Genomic DNA, 16,324 nt, shown 5'->3' on the forward strand with positions numbered 1-16,324 from the left:
ACTCATACCAGCTTGTATTCAGCGCTGTGTAGACTTGAGGTGAAGGGCAGGTGTGATGGCGGTTTCAGCTGAGGCAGGCAGTCGCGTCGACGACGCGTACGAGTGGTTGCTCGCCGAGATCACCGGGTTCAGGCTCAGGTCGGGCTCGCCGCTGTCGGAGAACCGCCTGGCGAGCCAGCTCGGCATCTCGCGCACACCGGTGCGCGAAGCGCTGCAGCGGCTCGAGAAGGAGGGGCTCGTGAAGCGCACCGACAACGCGCGCTTCACGGTCTCGCAGCTCACCGCCACCGAGGTGAACGACGCCTGCGACCTGCTCGAGCTCCTCGACACCTACATCTGCCGCAAGGCCGCCTCGACCCTCACCGACGCCGAGGCGAAGAAGCTCAAGGGCTACGTCGACGACATGTACCAGGCGGCAGCGAACGACGACCGTGCCGCCTGGGCGCTCGCCGACCAGCTCTTCCACCGCTACGCCAACGCCCTCTCAGGCAACGTGCTGGTAGCCGAGACCGTGCGCGAGACCCGCCGCCGCATCCAGCGCTTCTGGCTGCGGGCGGCGTCGATGCAGAGCCGGCTCCGCTCCTGCGCCGAGGAGTACGACGAGCTCTACCAGGCCATGGTCGCGGGCGACGCCGCCGCCATCGAGCCCGCCGTGAAGAAGCACATCGGGCACATGCGGGAGCGCATGCTCGAGATGATCGCCGCGGCCGCCATCCTGCTCGGCGACGACTGAGGCGTAGCCCGCCAGCCGCCGCACGCCAGCCGGCGCCCGCCGCCCGCACCACGCGACGCGGCGCGACGACCCGCTACATCGGCTCCGTCACGAAGTCGATCAACTGCTCCACCCGCCCCAGCAGCACCGGCTCCAGGTCGGTGTAGCTGTTCGCCCGCGACAGGATGCGCTTCCACGCCCGCGCGATGTCGGCCTGGTCGTCGTGCGGCCAGCCGAACGCCTCGCAGATGCCGTGCTTCCACTCCATCGTGCGCGGCACCGTCGGCCACGCCCTGATGCCGAGCGCCTTGGGCGTCACCGACTGCCAGATGTCGACGAACGGATGCCCCACCACGAGCACATGCGCCCCGAACGGCCCGCGCGCCACGGCCTCGGCGATGCGGCTCTCCTTCGAGCCGGCGACGAGGTGGTCGACCAGCACGCCGATGCGGCGCGCGCGCGACGGAGCGAAGTCACGCACCACAGCATCCAGGTCGTCCACGCCCTCGAGGTACTCCACGACGACGCCTTCGCCGCGCAGGTCGTCGCCCCAGATCTTCTCCACCAGCTCGGCGTCGTGCCGCCCCTCCACGTAGATGCGGCTCGCGCGGGCGACCCGCGCGGGCTGCTCGGGCCCGGCGATCGAGCCCGACGCCGTGCGTATCAGCTTTCCGGCGGCCGCGGCCTTGGCGGCGGCGCTCTTCGGCGCCACGAGCTTCACCGGCGTGCCCTCGAACAGGTACCCGGCACCGAGCGGGAAGGTGCGGCGCTTGCCCTTGCGGTCTTCGAGTTCCACCAGGCGCCCGTCGACGCTCACGACGCTGCCGCAGAAGTCGCTGGCGACCTCCTCCACGACGAGGTCGAACTCGGCCTCCACCTCGGGCAGGGCGACGGGGGCGGGTCGACGCTTGTAGTCGGCGAGCACATCCGCTCCGTAGCGGTCGGCGCCGAAACGCGCGGAGGGGTCTGAAGGCACCGACCAAGGCTAAGCCACGGGGTCGCCGATGACCCGGCACGGCCGGGCCGCGCCACGAAATACACTGGGGCTGCCTTGTCTGCGCATCACGGAGGATACAGATGACCACCACCCTGCTGGCCATCGGCGAGTCGCTCGTCGACGTCGTCGAGCATCCGGATGATCGCGGCACCGTCGAGCACCCCGGCGGCTCGCCCCTCAACATCGCTTTCGGTGCCGCCCGCCTCGGCCTTCCCTCGACGCTCCTCACCGAGATCGGGTCGGATGCGCGTGGTCGCGCCATCGTCGACCACCTCGCCACGGCGGGGGTGACGCTCGACCCGAGCTCGCTCCGCGACGAGCCGACCTCCTCGGCGACCGCCGTGCTGCAGGCCGACGGCTCGGCCCGCTACGTCTTCGACCTGCGCTGGTCGCTGCCCGAGGGAGAAGACCTCCCGCCCGCCTCGATCGTGCACACCGGGTCGATCGCGGCGTTCCTCGAGCCGGGCGGCGCGCAGATCGTCGAGCGGCTGCGGGCAGCGACCGCGGCGACCGTCGCCGATCCACCCGTCGTGACCTTCGACCCCAATATGCGCCCCTCGATCATCACCGACCACCCCGCAGCCCTCGCGCGCTTCACCGAGATCGCCGGGCTCGCCACCCTGGTGAAGCTCTCTGACGAAGACGCCGAGTGGCTCTACCCCGACGCGGCCTCTCTCGACGAGGCGATCGACAGCATCCTGGCCCTCGGTCCGGCGCTCGTCGTCGTCACCCGCGGTGGCGAGGGCGCGGTGCTCGCCACCGCCGCCGAACGCGTCCCCGTGCCGGGGCGGCCGGTCGAAGTCGTCGACACCATCGGCGCCGGCGACTCGTTCATGAGCGCGCTCATCGTGCAACTGGCCCGGATGCTCGACGCCGGCACCTCGCCGGCCCGCCTCCGCGACGGCTCGGCCTTCGACGCCCCCGCCCTCGCCGCACTCGGCGACTTCGCCGCCCGCTGCGCCGCCATCACCGTCTCCCGCGCCGGCGCCAACCCGCCCACCACCGCCGACCTGGCCTGACGCGCGGCGGCCCGGCCCCGCCCCTCGGCCGCCCAGCGCCCGCCCCAGTGGGCGGCGCCCCACCCTCACGTCGTGCGGTTCAGCGCCCGCGCCATGATCGCCGACTTCAGCGCCTCCACCGCCTCCGCCGGCGCCGACGGGTTCGACAGCAGCGTGAAGTCGACCTCGCCCAGGTCGGGCAGCGAGAAGCGGTTGCTCACCTTCACCAGATCGTCGGGAATGAGCGTGTGCGGGTGTGGCGCGATTCCGATGCCCGCGCGCACCGCCGCGAGCAGCCCGTTCACCTCGCGGGTGTTGCAGGTGATGCGCCAGGTGCGCCCGGCGGCCTCCAGCGCCTCGATCGCGAGGGTGCGGCTGATCGACGGTGCCTGGTAGGCGATGAGCGGCACCGGTTCGCTGGGCTCGAGCAGGGTGCGCTCCTCCGCCATCCAGACGAGCGTGTCGCGACGCACGATGGTGCCGGTCTCGGGGATGGCGCCGTCATGCGCATCCGGAATCTGCTTGATGAAGATGAGGTCGAGGTGCCCCGACTTCAGCCGCCGGTACAGCGGCAGGCTCTGGTTCACCGTGAGCTCGAGGTTGATCTGCGGGTGCAGCTGCCGGAAATGACGCAGGATGCGCGGCAGTTGCGTCGCCGCGAGGTCGTCGGCGGCCCCGAAGCGCAGCTTGCCGCGCATCGCCGAGCCCCTGAAGTAGCTCGACGCGGCGGCGTTCGCCGCGAGGATGGTGCGCGCGAACCCCGCCATGGCGTCGCCGTTGTCGGTGAGCACGAGATCGCGGGTGTCGCGGCTGATGAGGATGCGGCCGGCAGCCGCCTCGAGTTTGCGCACCTGCTGGCTCACAGTGGGCTGGCTGAGGCCCAGCTGCTCGGCCGCGCGGGTGAAGCTGTGGGTCTCGGCGACGGCGAGGAAGGTCGCGAGGAGTGTGGGGTCGAACATCCGCCTGCCTGACTATTCGAGAATCCAATGGCACTTATAGCGACGATTACGTCACGCAATGCCCCTGAAAAGGTTAACGTCGAAGAAGAACTTCGACAACAGGACTTTTCATACGTGACCGCCATAGCCGCTCCCTCGCCCGCCACCGAACCCATCACCGTCCTCAGCGCCCCGCCGCCCTGGAAGCACACGCTGCTCTCGCTGAGCGTGCGCAACTACCGCATCTTCGCCGGCACCTCCCTCGTCGCCCTCACTGCGCTGTGGATGCAGCGCATCGCGCAGGACTGGCTCGTGCTGCAGCTCTCGGGCAGCGTGGTCGCCGTCGGCATCACCACCGCGCTGCAGTTCGCGCCGATGCTCGTGCTCGGCCTCGTGGGCGGGCTGATCGTCGATCGGTACCCGAAGCGCACGCTGCTCATCATCACGCAGAGCGCCTCGGTGCTCACGAGCGGCGTGCTGGCCGTGCTCGCGCTCACCGGCACCATCGAGGTGTGGCACGTGTACGTGGTGGCGGTGGTGCTCGGGCTCATCACGGTCGTCGACAACCCTGCGCGCCAGGTGTTCACGAACGAGCTCGTCGGGCCGAGCCTGCTGCGCAACGCCATCAGCCTCAACTCCTCCACCTTCCAGCTCGGCGCCCTGGTCGGGCCCGCCCTGAGCGGCGCCCTGCTGGTGGCCGTCGGCGCCGGCTGGGCCTTCGGCATCAACGCGATCGCCTGCGCGCTCGTGGTGGTCGCGCTCACCCGCCTGAACACCGCCGAGCTTCACCGCGCACCGCGGGCCGCCCGGGCCAAGGGGCAGCTGCGGGAGGGCATCCGCTACGCCGTGCGCAAGCCCGCCATCCTCTGGACGCTCGTGCTCCTCGCCGTGCTCGCCGTCTTCGCCCAGAACCTCCCGGTGCTCCTCGCCGCCTACGCCGACACCGTGTTCGGCACCGGCGCCGGAGGCTACGGCGTCTTCAACTCACTGGTGGCGGTGGGTGCGCTCACCGGCGCACTCCTGTCCACCCGGCGCCGCTCGGTGAGCCTCCGCATGGTCGTCGTCGCCACCGCCGCCTACGGTGCACTGCAGGCGATCGCGGGCGTGCTGCCCGGGCAGTTCGCCTTCTCGGCGTCGCTCGTTCTGGTGGGCTTCAGCTGGCTGCTGTTCATCACCGCCGCCAACACGCTGGTGCAGATGTCGACGAACATGGGCGTCCGTGGTCGGGTGATGGCGCTCTACATGCTCGTGCTGCTCGGCGGCCAGGCCATCGGAGGGCCGCTCATGGGCGCCTTCGTCGAGCACGCCGGCGCTCAGCTCGGCATGGTCGTCTCGGGCGGCGTGCCCGTGCTCGTCGCCGGCGTCGTCGCCGCCGTGCTCTGGCGCAAGGGCCTCCTCCGCGCCCCCTGACCGTCGGCGGGCCCGCCCGCCGACGCCCGCCCGCCGACGCCCGCCCGACGTAGCGGCCGCGCCCTGCCGTGCGAGCATCCTCCGATCTGCTGATGCGCGGGAGGCTCCGGATGCGGCAGAGTTGGAGCATGTCAGCCTACGACGACCCCGCCTCCGCCTCGATCCGCCTCAGCAACGCCGATCGCGACGCCGCGGTCGCCGCGCTCTCCGCAGCCCAGGCCGACGGCCGCATCACCCCCGACGAGTACGGTGAGCGTTCGGCGGCCGCGAAGCGGGCGGTCACCCGCGGCGACCTCGCGCCGCTGTTCACCGATCTGCCGGAGTCGGCGCATCCGTCGACCGGTGCGGGCACGGGTGCCGCCTCGGCCCCGCCGGCGTTCGCGCCCACCCCGGCTCCCGCTGCCGACTACGGTCAAGGCGGTGGGCAGGGCGGCTACGCCGACGCCGCTCGACGCCGTCAGCCACTCGGCGGCACCGCCGGCGTGGTCGCGGTGAGCGTCATGCCGTTCATCGCGCTGGGGCTGTTCTTCCTCTGCGGGTACCTCATCCCCGACGGCTTCCGCTGGTCGTGGGTGTTCTTCGCGCTCATCCCCATCGCGGGAATCGTGGTCTACGGCGGCGGTGGCCGGCGCGGGTACTACGACCGCGACTAGCCGCCCCGCGACCAGCCGCCCTGCGCCTCAGTCTTCGACGCCCGCCCGCACGAGAATGGGCAGGTGGTCGCTCTCGCCCTGCGGGAGCGTGTCGATCGACTCGATGCGGGTGTGTGCGCTCGTGACGAAGTCGAAGTGCCCCTTGAAGTACTTGTAGCGGGCGTAGGTGGGCTTGTCGCTGAACGAGAGCAGGTAGCCCGACTCCTCCATGCGCTCGCTGAGGTTGTTGCGGAACCAGGGGTAGTTGTAATCCCCCACCATCACGGTCGGCAGCCCGGGGCCCATGATGCGCAGCGCGCTGTGCGCCGCCGCGATCTGCTTGCGGCGCAGCGCGTTCGAGGCGGTGAGCGGAGCGGCGTGGAACGACCCCACCAGGATCTCCTTGCCGATCTCCTTGTCGAACAGCCTCGCGGCGAGCAGGCGTTCGTGGGCCGGTGCCATCACGCGGTCGTGCATCGACTTGCGCAGCGCGAACACCCGGGTGGCGTGCAGCTCGAAGCGCGAGGTGCGGTAGTAGATGGCGAGCCCGAGGCGGTTCGTCTTCGTGGAGTCGGCCAACTCGAGGTGCTTGATCTGCTGCGGCATGTCTTCGGTGTCGCACTCCTGCAGGCAGAGCACGTCGATGTCGTAGAGCGAGCTCAGGTCGGCGAGCTCGCCGCTCGCGTGATGCTTGCGCAGGTTGTAGCTGACGATGTTCAGTTCTCGTCGCATGGTCGTCGGGACTCGCACCTTCTGTCGCGGGGCTGTGGGACGGTGTCGCAGAGCTCGTGTGTGGCTTCGCCATTGTGACATGACTCGGGCGAGCGCGACCTGAATCGTCCACATGCGTTCACCCAGCGTTCGGCGGTCGCCCTGGGGAGAGCCGACGGTGGTCGAGGCTGTGGATAACTCTGTGCATTCGGCGCTGAGTTCCCCCGGATCCGTGTGCACAAGCTGTGCAATGTCCTGTGGAAAGTGTGGGGAGAGAGAATGACACGGATGTGGTTCCCCCGGGCCGAACGAGGGCCCGGCCCGCACTCAGGGCGTGATCTCGGCGACCCGTTCGAGCTCGGGCTTCGGCCGATCGCGCTGGGTCGCGATCGCCGTGCCCGCGGCCGCGCACACCAGCACGATGGCCAGCACCTCGAGCACCGAGAAGCTCTCGTTCAGGATGAGCCAGCCGAACACCGCGGCCACCACCGGCCCGAAGGAGGTGATGATGGCGTAGAGCCGGGGCGTGATGCGGCGCAGGATGAACGTGTCGAGGCTGTAGGGGATGGCCGACGACAGCAGACCCACTCCCACGAGGAGCGCCACGGCCCTGAGGTCGATGACGGCCGGGTCGAAGGTGGCGATGGCGAAGGGGAGCAGCAGCGCGAGGCTGACGATGCCGGCGACCGTGAGCCCTTCCAGCCCGGGCAGCCGCGTGGCGACGCTCCTCGTGAGCACGATGTAGGCGGCCCACGCCGCCGCGGCGATGAGCGCGAGGGCGACACCGAGCAGGTCGATGTCGCCGTTCGGGCCGGTGAGCAGCACCACGCCCACGCCGGCGGCGACGGCACAGGCGACGTCGAGCAGGCGGCGGCTGGCGACCAGGGCGAGGGTGAGCGGCCCGAGGAACTCGATGGTGGCGGCGATGCCGAGCCCCAGCAGGTGCACCGACTGGTAGAAGGCCAGGTTCATCACCGCGAGCGCGAAGCCGAGAGCGACGGCCGGCCAGAGCCTCCGCCAGCGGAGCCCGGCGAGGGTGGGGCGGTAGAACGGGAGCACGACGGCCGCCATCACCAACTGCCTGGCGGCGACCACGACGAACGAGCCGACGATCGGGATGACCAGACCGGCCAGCGCGGAACCGAGGTTAATCGTCACCTCGGTTCCGAGCTGCGTGGCCGCCCCGACGGTGCGGCGGCGGGCCGCGGCGGGGTCGTGCATCCGTTCGCTCGTCACCCCACGACCCTACGGCGCGTGGCGCCTGCCGCCGACCACCGCGGGCGCTTACTCGAACCTCACTGAGTAGTACGCGACGGAGTCCGGCGAATGGCCCACGCGCATGGTCGAGTATGACGAATTCAGATGCAGCTGGGTCGAGTCATAGGTGGTGAGGGAGCAACTTCCCGCGGTCCGCCCGCCGCGGTCCTCGTACTTCCAGAAGAGTTCACCGATGCGACCGCCGCTGCTTTTCTCGTACTCGTTGTACAACATTCGCCCGTAGACCTGAAAGCCGTTAGCGCAGGTGAGGTACATCGTGAAGTCGCTGACTTCCCCATCTATCTCATTCCTCAGTGGCGAGACCGTCATCGTGACCGTGATGGTGGCCGGGTGCAGCGGGATCACCTGTACCTCATGGCTCAGGCTCGGCGGGCTCGGTACTGGAGAAGGAACTGGTTTCGGTAAGCACGCTGGGGGTAGGGGCCAATCCGCGGGATCACAGAGGGGGGCTGCGTTGGCGGGAGTCGAGCTCGATGCGATTCCCAACACGACAGCGACAGCAGTAACAAAAGCCATTGAAAGCCGATGACGACGAGTCTTGCGAGGCAATAGAGGAGTTAACATAAGGAATACTCGCATTAAGGTCTGGTGTGATCAACTCGCGGTCGCTCAGCGAGAGGCCTGCTCGAGCGTCACGTCGCCGGCGCTGGTCTCGAAGCTGTAGACGCGGGCGGCTCCGGGGGTGCTGCGGAGGCCCTGAACGACCGAGCCGACCGCCGTGTCGGTGCGGATCTCGTACTCCCCGTCGGGCAGCGCCACCCGCACGTCACCGGCCGCTGCCTCGACGCGCATCGACGAGGGCAGCGACACGAAGCGGAGTGTCGTGCTCCCCGCGGAGGTCTCGCTCGTCACGGCTCCGGTCACGTCGAGGTCGGTGCCGGTGATGGAGCCGGCGGAGGTGCTGAGGTCGAGCGAGTCGGCCGATCCGCTGAGCGTCACCTCGCCGGCCGAGCTGTCGACGCTCACCGCGGTGAAGTCGCCTGCCGCGTCGACCTCGCCGGCCGAGGTCTCGACGTCGAGCGCGACGGGTTCGAGCGACCCGGGCAGCACGATCTCGAGCTTCGGATGCGCGTTCAGACCGGTCAGGCCGCCGAAGGGCCACCAGCCACGAGACCTCACCGAGACCTCGAGGCGCTCGCCGTTCACGGTGTGCTGGAAGCGGAGCGGGCTGCCGTCGGAGTCGAAGTCGACGAGGGCGGTGTCGCGGGAGTCGTCGTAGCGCACCGACACGGTGACGGCACTGGTGTCGACGACGAGGGTGTCGAACGGGTCGGCGACGGTGAAGGCGCCCGACTCGTCCTCCCCGGTGGTGGCCTGCGCGTACTGCACGACGCCCAGCACGAGCACGGCGGCGATGAGCACGGACCCGACCGCGAGCAGCACGGTGCGGAGGGTGCGGTCGGGGCGGGCCTGCGGGGTGGCCGCGGGCGGGGTGCTCGTCGGGGTGGTGGGAACTGGGGGGATGGTCATGATGTCTGGCTTCCGGTAGGGGCGATCAGGCAGGGAGGGGGCGCTGGTCAGGCGGGGGTCGCGCCCGGCCCGCCGAGGTACTTCAGCACGGCGAGCACGCGGCGGTTGTCGCTGTCTTCGGGCGCGAGGCCGAACTTCGTGAAGACGGCGGAGACGAACTTCTCGACGGAGCCCTCGGTCACGTGCATCCGTTCGGCGATGGAGCTGTTCGAGCGCCCCTCGGCCATGAGCTGCAGGGCCTCGCGCTCGCGCGCGGTGAGCGAGTCGAGCTCGCGGGCGTGCCGGGAGCGGATGACGATCTGCGCCACCACCTCGGGGTCGAGCACGGTGCCGCCCGCCCCCACGTCGGCCACCGCCGCGAGGAACTCCTCCACGTCGGCGACCCGGTCTTTCAGCAGGTACCCGAGCCGGCCGGTGTTGCCCGCGATGAGTTCGGCGGCGTAGCGCTCCTCGACGTACTGCGAGAGCACGAGCACCGCGAGCTCGGGCAGCTGCGCCCGCAGCAGCACGGCGGCGCGGATGCCCTCGTCGGTGAAGGTGGGCGGCATGCGCACGTCGACCACGACGAGCTCGGGGGCCGCCGTGTGCGCCTCCCGCAGCAGCGCCTCGGCGGTGTCGACGGCGCCCACGACCTCGTGCCCCGCGTCGGCGAGCAGGCGTTCGAGCCCGGCGCGCAGCAGCACGGAGTCTTCGGCGATCAGAATGCGCACGGTGCCTCCACGGTGAGGATGGTCGGCCCGCCGGCCGGCGAGTCGAGGGTGAGGGTGCCGCCGGCCGAGCGCACGCGGTCGGCGAGGCCGGTGAGCCCCACGCCGCCACCACGGCCGAGCGCTGCGCCGCCGACACCGTTGTCGAAGACGACGGCGCGCACGCCGGTGGGTGACTGGGTGACGCTCACCGAGCATCCGGATGCTCGCGAGTGCTTGCTCACATTCGTGAGGGCCTCCGAGACGGCGAAGTAGAGCATGGCCTCGGTCTCTTTCGAGGGGCGGGTGGGAAGGTCGACGCGCACGCTGGTGGGCACGGAGCAGTGGGAGGCGACGGCGGAGAGCGCCGCGTCGAGGCCGCGGTCGGTGAGTACGGCGGGGTGGATGCCGCGGGCCAGGTGGCGGAGGTCGGTGATCGACCCCTTGGTCTCCTGGTGGGCCTCGTCGAGGAGGGCCTTCGCGCCGGCCGGGTCGGTCTCGAACTTCGAGCGGGCGAGCCCGAGGGTCATCGCGACCGACACCAGGCGGGGCTGCACCCCGTCGTGGAGGTCGCGTTCGATGCGCTGACGTTCGGCCGCGGCGGCGTCGACCGCGCCCTGGCGGGCGTCTTGCAGCACGTCGACGCGCTCCTCGAGGGCGGTGGTGCGGCTCGTGCCGAGGAGGGCCCGGGCGAGGCGGCGGTCGAGAAGCCCGGCGCCGACGACGTAGGCGATCAGCACGGCGAGGGCGGCGAGTGCGCTGAGGGCGGCGGCGCCGGAGCCCGCGAACCCGCGGGCGAACTCGCCGCGCGAGACGAGCACCGCGAGGTCGACGCCCTGGCTGAGGATGAGCCAGAACACCGTACCGAGAATCATCGTGACGACGTGGTGAAGCAGACCCTTCCAGGTCGCGGCCGAGAAGGTGTCGAGGAAGACCTGCGCGATCCAGCCGCCGAAGCCTCTCGCCGTGGTGAGACGGCGGGGCGGGGGCGTGACGGTGATGCCGTAGAGCGCCTCGGCGCGCCGTCGTTCGACGAAGCGCAGCCCGCGCCCCACCCGCGTGGTCACCCACAGCAGCGCGATGCCGACGCCGAACGCCGGGATCGCCGAGATGCCCGACGCCAGCAGCGACACCATCAGCGCGAACCACACCGTGCCGAGGATGCCGTCGAGCGCCAGATCGACCGTCGCCCCCCAGAAGAACATCAGTTTCTGCTTCACGCCTCCACCGTAGGGCTGCCCCACCCACCCCCACGATGCGGTTCCCCGCCCGATCGGTGCGGGGGATAACCCCCGGATGCGCGTGGTGCCGCTCGCGCATCCCATTCCACGGATTTTCCTTGACAGGCCCGAGAGGTTGCTGTTTTATCGATTCAGTAATCTGTGTATCTCGCGGCCAAGATGCATTTCCGACGACGAAGTCAGGATGGTATCGAATGTTCAGAACACGCTCGCGGGTGGGCGTCGAGTTCCGCGTCCGCCGCGCCACCGCAGCCGCCATCGGGGTCGCCCTGGTCGGCTCCGCTCTCACCGTTCCTGCGCTCGCGGCTCCGGCGTATGCCGACCCGCCCGCCTCGCCCGGCCCGCTCGCTGAGGGCGACGTCATCTACCAGGTGCTCGTCGACCGGTTCAAAGACGGCGACCCGACCAACAATGATCAGGGCGACGGAGAGTACGACCCTGACGACCTCGGCTTCTACCACGGCGGCGACTGGGCGGGGTTGACCGACGAACTCGACTACATCGCCGGCCTCGGCGTGACCGCGATCTGGCTGTCTCCGGTGTCGGAACAGCAACCTCTCTCCCGCGACGGACTCGAGGCGAGCTACCACGGCTACTTCACCAAGAACTTCGCCACCCCCAACGAGCACTTCGGCGATACCGCCGAACTCCAAGAGCTCATCGACACCGCCCACGGCCTCGGCCTCAAGATGATCCTCGATGCGGTGCCCAACCACACCGCCGACTACCTCGCCGGCACGTCGACCACCTACTCCCCGAGCACCTACAAGCCGGACGCCCCACTCGACGATCCGTCGTACTTCCACCACAACGGCGACTGCCTGTTCAACGGCCTCGAGACCCAGACCCAGATCGAGAACTGCGACCTCGGCGGGCTCGACGACCTCGACCAGTCCGACCCCGACGTCAACGACTACCTGATGGAGACCTATAAGGACTGGGTCGACATGGGCTTCGACGGCATCCGCGTCGATGCGGCACGCTCCGTGCCCAAGGACTGGCTCGCCGACTTCGAGACCGAGATGGGCGTGCCCACCTTCGGCGAGGTGTTCGTCGGCGACGTCGACTACGTGTCGGAGTATCAGGACTCGGAGTGGGGCGTGCTCGACTTCCCCTACTTCTTCACCGTGCGGCAGGCGTTCTCGGCCGACACCGACATGAACGCGCTCGGCGACCTGTTCGACCAGGACTACAAGTACAGCAACCCGAATCGGCTCGAGACCTTCCTCGACAACCACGATCGCGCGCGCTTCCTCACCTGGGCCGACGACAACTACCAGCGGTTGCGGTCGGGCCTGACCTTCCTGCTCACCAGCAGGGGCGTGCCGGTGATCTACTACGGCACCGAGCAGGCCGACGACGGAAACGGCAATCCCTACGAGGTGCCCATCGCGAATAAGGACAACCGCAAGGACATGACCTCGTTCGACGACAACTCGAACCTCTACAACCACATCCAGCGCCTCACCACCATCAAGAAGGCCTACCCGGCGCTGCAGATCGGCACGCAGCGCGAGATGTGGTCGGACACCTCGGTGTACGGCTTCTCCCGCCGGGTCGACTCCACCGGTGCCGAGGCCATCACCCTCTCGTCGAACTCGTGGGGTACGCAGACGCGCACCATCCCGCTGCGTGCCGAGAGCTCGATCACGGTCGGCACCGTGCTCACCAACCTCATGAACACGAGCGACACCGTGACCGTCGCCTCGGGCGGAGTGACCGGCAAGCAGATCACGGTGAGCCTCGGGGAGCACGAGACGAAGGTCTACGCTCCCGGCACCCCGGTCTCGACCTATTCGCCCGAGGCGCGCAACACCACGAAGATCCGCGTGCACTACAACGTGGGGCTCGGTCACTCCATCGCGATTCGCGGCGACGAGTATCCCTTCACCTGGACTTCGGGTCGTGGTGCGCGCAACGTGGCGAGCGACGTCTGGGAGTTCGAGGTGGAGCGCATCCCCGATGGCGAGACCTTCGAGTTCAAGCCCCTCATCGATGATGCGACCTGGTCGACCGGCAGCAACTTCACGGGGACGGGCGGCGATGTGATCGACATCTATCCGACCTTCTAGCACACAGACCCCGTCCGGGCGGCGCGGCCGCGAACAGCGCCGTCCGGGCGGCTCCACCCCACCCCTGCAGCTTCCCCGACCCGAAAGACACGATCCGTGAATGCATCCTCGACCCGTCGCCCCTGGTGGAGCGACGCCGTGGTCTACCAGATCTACGTGCGGTCGTACCGCGACGCCTCCGGTGACGGCATCGGAGATCTCGCGGGCATCCGTGCCGGTCTCGACGACCTCGACCGGCTCGGCGTCGACGCCGTGTGGCTCAACCCCTGCTATGTCTCTCCGCAGCGCGATCACGGCTACGACATCGCCGACTACTTCGACATCGACCCCGCCTACGGCACCGTCGCCGACCTCGAAGAGCTCGTCGTCGCGGCTCACGACCGCGGCATCCGCGTGCTCATGGACCTGGTGGCGAACCACTGCTCGACCGATCACACGTGGTTCACGACGGCCCTCGCGTCGCCCCCAGGTAGTGCGGAGCGTGCCCGCTTCCTCTTCCGTGACGGGAGAGGCGACGCCGGCGAGCTGCCTCCGAACAACTGGCAGAGCGTGTTCGGCGGCCCTGCTTGGACCCGTGTCGTCGAGGCCGACGGCCAGCCAGGGCAGTGGTACTTCCATGCCTTCGACGCAGGCCAGCCCGACTTCGACTGGAGGAACCCCGAGGTCGCACACTACTTCGAGGGCGTGCTCGACTTCTGGTTCGCGAAGGGGGTCGACGGGTTCCGCATCGACGTGGCGCACGGGCACGTGAAGAGCGCGGACCTCGCCGACTGGCCGGGGGCCGACGACGGCACCGGTGGCCACAACTACGCCATGTGGGATCAGCCGGAGGTGCATGACATCTACCGCTCCTGGCGGTCGCTCGGCGATCGCAGGCCCGTACCCGCCTATTTCGTCGGCGAGATCTGGGTTCCCTCAATCGACTCACTGGCCGCCTACCTCCGCCCCGACGAGTTGCACCAGGCCTTCAACTTCGACCTCTTGGTGCAGCCGTGGGACGCCGGCCGGATGCGCGCTGCCGTCACCGCAGGATTGGCTCAGGGCACGGCGGTGGGAGGAGCGCCTGCCTGGGCGCTCGCCAACCACGACGTGCACCGGGCGGCCACACGCTACGGGCAGGAGCAGCACCTCGGCGCCCCCGACCCCACCGACATGATCGCCGCGGCGCGACGCACGGGCCCCGTCGACGTCGAACTCGGAACGAGACGGTCGCTCGCTGCAACCTTCCTCCTCCTCGCCCTCCCCGGCACGGCCTTCCTCTACCAGGGAGAGGAGCTCGGGCTGCCCGAGGTCTTCGACCTCCCCGACGACGCGCGCCAGGATCCCATCTGGCTCCGTTCCGGCGGCGTCGAACTCGGCCGCGACGGCTGCCGGGTACCCCTGCCCTGGTCCACCGATGCCGCGAACTTCGGGTTCACGCCTCCTGGATCGACAGCCGAACCCTGGCTGCCACAGCCCGATTGGTTCGCCTCATTCGCCTACGACCGTCAGCGGTCCGATGCCCGTTCGATGCTGCGGGTGACGGGGGACCTCATCCGGATGCGCAAGCACCTGTTCGCACCCACCGACGAGGTCGTGTGGATCGAGCATCCCGATCCGCATGTGCTCGCATTCCGGAGGGGAGACGCCGCCTGCGCGGTGAACTTCGGCGAGCACGCCGCTCGCATCCCCCAGGAGTGGGCCGCGCAGCCGATCATCGCTTCCGCCGGCGGTGGAAGCGCCGACGACCCCGGGTCCGACGGAGACATCCTCCTCGAGCCCGACAGCGCGGCCTGGTTCGCGCTCGACCCCGCTGCCGCAGATGCGGCTGCACGCGGCGGGGCGCACCCCAGAGTCGACACCGACTCGCCCTCATCACATCGCGACACCGTGGGCGCCTGAGCCCACGAACACAGCTAGGAGCAATGATGCACCGGAAACCACTCACACTCGCCGCCATCGGGGCGGCCGGACTGCTCGCCCTCACCGGGTGCAGCGCCTCTGGTGGCGACGCCGCGGGCGGCACCACCGAGGTCACCGTCTGGCACTACTGGGACGGCACCAATGCCGACACCTTCGATGCGATGGTCGACGATTACAACGCCGATCATCCTGACGTGAAGATCAAGTCCTCGCAGGTACCCAACGCCGACTTCCTCACGAAGCTGCGTGCCTCGGCGACGTCGAAGACCCTTCCCGACCTGGCCATCGGCGACCTGGTGTGGGTGCCCCAGATCGAGCAGATCGGCTCCCTCGCCGATCTCACCCCCTTCATCCCCTCCGAGACCCTCGATGACATCACACCCGCTCTGACCTCGTTCGGGACCATCGACGGGAAGCAGGTCTCGGTGCCCGTGTCGGCCAACAACCTCGCCTACATGTACAACAAGACGCTGTTCGAGGAGGCGGGCCTCGACCCCGAAGCGCCGCCCACCACCTGGGAGGAGCTCATGGCAGACGGCAAGACGGTTCTGGAGAAGACCGGCAAACCCGGTTACGACCTGTTCACCCAGGCCGGGGACAACGGTGAAGGCCTCACCTGGAACTTTCAGGTGAATCTCTGGCAGGCGGGCGGGGAGTTCCTCACCGCCGACAACTCGGCGGCGGCATTCAACACGCCCGAGGGTGAGAAGGCACTGCAGTTCTGGGTCGACCTCATCGACTCCGGAATCAGTCCCTACGCCAAGTGGGGCGAGTTCGAGAAGGGCCAGGGCGGCTCCGCCCAGGAAGGCTCGTGGATGGTCGGTATCTGGGCCGCCGACCCGCCGTTCGAGTTCGGCACGGCCAAGGCTCCCTATCCGAGTGACGGTGTGCCGGCCACGAACCTCGGCGGGGAGCAGGCCATGGTGTTCGACAACTCCGACGCCACCACCGAGGCGGCGGCCGACTTCCTGAGCTGGTTCCTGGAGCCCGAGCAGGTCACGAGCTGGAGCGAGCAGACCGGCATGCTCCCCGTCACCACCTCCGTCGCCACGAGCGCCGACTACCTCGAGTGGGTGAACGACACGGAGCCGCGTCTACTGCCCTACGTCGAGCAGATGGCTGACGCCCATGCCCGCCCGAACACGCCGCTGTACCCGAAGATCTCCTTCGCATTCGCCACCGCCATCGAGACGGCCCTGAGCGGCCAGGCGAGCGTCAGCGAGGCACTCGACGCAGCCGAGACCGCCGTCAACGACGTCATCGAGAAGGGCTGAGCG

15 protein-coding genes are annotated in these 16,324 nt (G+C 69.3%); 7 read left to right on the top strand and 8 right to left on the bottom strand.

What is annotated here, in order from left to right; genetic code table 11:
- Positions 1-55 precede the first annotated feature (55 nt).
- Positions 56-733 carry a GntR family transcriptional regulator gene (locus HL652_RS19215; RefSeq protein WP_171706794.1) on the top strand — a complete coding sequence of 226 codons (678 nt, stop codon included), beginning with the start codon at positions 56-58 and terminating at the stop codon, positions 731-733.
- Between the two features lie 73 nt (positions 734-806).
- On the opposite strand, the gene HL652_RS19220 is transcribed toward HL652_RS19215, so the two are convergent.
- Entirely contained in the window at positions 807-1,688 is an 882-nt protein-coding gene (locus HL652_RS19220; protein ID WP_171706795.1) for a DUF3097 domain-containing protein, read from the bottom strand.
- Between the two features lie 101 nt (positions 1,689-1,789).
- Between HL652_RS19220 and HL652_RS19225 the strand changes: the two genes are divergently transcribed.
- A complete protein-coding gene (locus tag HL652_RS19225) occupies positions 1,790-2,728 on the top strand; it encodes a carbohydrate kinase family protein (protein ID WP_171706796.1) in 939 nt (312 codons plus the stop codon).
- Positions 2,729-2,793: 65 nt separating this feature from the next.
- Here HL652_RS19225 and HL652_RS19230 read toward each other — a convergent pair whose 3' ends face one another.
- Positions 2,794-3,666, bottom strand: coding sequence for a LysR substrate-binding domain-containing protein (locus HL652_RS19230; RefSeq protein ID WP_171706797.1), 873 nt, complete (start codon positions 3,664-3,666; stop codon positions 2,794-2,796).
- Between the two features lie 114 nt (positions 3,667-3,780).
- Between HL652_RS19230 and HL652_RS19235 the strand changes: the two genes are divergently transcribed.
- Positions 3,781-5,055, top strand: a complete 1,275-nt coding sequence (locus tag HL652_RS19235) for an MFS transporter (protein WP_253743471.1) — start codon at positions 3,781-3,783, stop codon at positions 5,053-5,055.
- 128 nt (positions 5,056-5,183) lie between these two features.
- Positions 5,184-5,708 carry a DUF1707 SHOCT-like domain-containing protein gene (locus HL652_RS19240; protein ID WP_171706799.1) on the top strand — a complete coding sequence of 175 codons (525 nt, stop codon included), beginning with the start codon at positions 5,184-5,186 and terminating at the stop codon, positions 5,706-5,708.
- A 27-nt stretch (positions 5,709-5,735) separates the two neighbouring features.
- Here HL652_RS19240 and HL652_RS19245 read toward each other — a convergent pair whose 3' ends face one another.
- The 6 genes from HL652_RS19245 to HL652_RS21990 form a co-directional block, all read right to left on the bottom strand.
- Positions 5,736-6,419, bottom strand: coding sequence for an endonuclease/exonuclease/phosphatase family protein (locus HL652_RS19245; protein WP_171706800.1), 684 nt, complete (start codon positions 6,417-6,419; stop codon positions 5,736-5,738).
- Between the two features lie 306 nt (positions 6,420-6,725).
- A complete protein-coding gene (locus tag HL652_RS19250; protein WP_253743473.1) occupies positions 6,726-7,634 on the bottom strand; it encodes an EamA family transporter in 909 nt (302 codons plus the stop codon).
- A gap of 48 nt (positions 7,635-7,682) precedes the next feature.
- Positions 7,683-8,021: a hypothetical protein gene (locus tag HL652_RS19255; RefSeq protein WP_171706801.1), complete on the bottom strand. Its 339-nt coding sequence runs from the start codon at positions 8,019-8,021 to the stop codon at positions 7,683-7,685.
- Between the two features lie 264 nt (positions 8,022-8,285).
- The gene (locus HL652_RS19260; RefSeq protein WP_171706802.1) at positions 8,286-9,146 is read right to left on the bottom strand and encodes a DUF4097 family beta strand repeat-containing protein; all 861 of its coding nucleotides are present in this window, start codon (positions 9,144-9,146) and stop codon (positions 8,286-8,288) included.
- 47 nt (positions 9,147-9,193) lie between these two features.
- Complete coding sequence (locus HL652_RS19265; RefSeq protein ID WP_171706803.1) at positions 9,194-9,856, bottom strand: response regulator; 663 nt, start codon at positions 9,854-9,856, stop codon at positions 9,194-9,196.
- The gene (locus tag HL652_RS21990; RefSeq protein ID WP_171706804.1) at positions 9,844-11,052 is read right to left on the bottom strand and encodes a sensor histidine kinase; all 1,209 of its coding nucleotides are present in this window, start codon (positions 11,050-11,052) and stop codon (positions 9,844-9,846) included. The genes HL652_RS19265 and HL652_RS21990 overlap by 13 nt, the downstream gene beginning before the upstream one ends.
- Positions 11,053-11,267: 215 nt before the next feature.
- Between HL652_RS21990 and HL652_RS19275 the strand changes: the two genes are divergently transcribed.
- The 3 genes from HL652_RS19275 to HL652_RS19285 all read left to right on the top strand — a co-directional run bounded on the left by HL652_RS19275 (position 11,268) and on the right by HL652_RS19285 (position 16,321).
- Entirely contained in the window at positions 11,268-13,145 is a 1,878-nt protein-coding gene (locus HL652_RS19275) for an alpha-amylase family glycosyl hydrolase (RefSeq protein ID WP_171706805.1), read from the top strand.
- A gap of 96 nt (positions 13,146-13,241) precedes the next feature.
- Positions 13,242-15,026, top strand: a complete 1,785-nt coding sequence (locus HL652_RS19280) for a glycoside hydrolase family 13 protein (RefSeq protein WP_171706806.1) — start codon at positions 13,242-13,244, stop codon at positions 15,024-15,026.
- A 26-nt stretch (positions 15,027-15,052) separates the two neighbouring features.
- On the top strand, positions 15,053-16,321 hold the full coding sequence (locus HL652_RS19285) for an ABC transporter substrate-binding protein (RefSeq protein WP_171706807.1): 1,269 nt from the start codon (positions 15,053-15,055) through the stop codon (positions 16,319-16,321).
- Positions 16,322-16,324: the final 3 nt, after the last annotated feature.

It is taken from the genome of Herbiconiux sp. SALV-R1 (genome assembly GCF_013113715.1).
Classification (GTDB): domain Bacteria; phylum Actinomycetota; class Actinomycetes; order Actinomycetales; family Microbacteriaceae; genus Herbiconiux.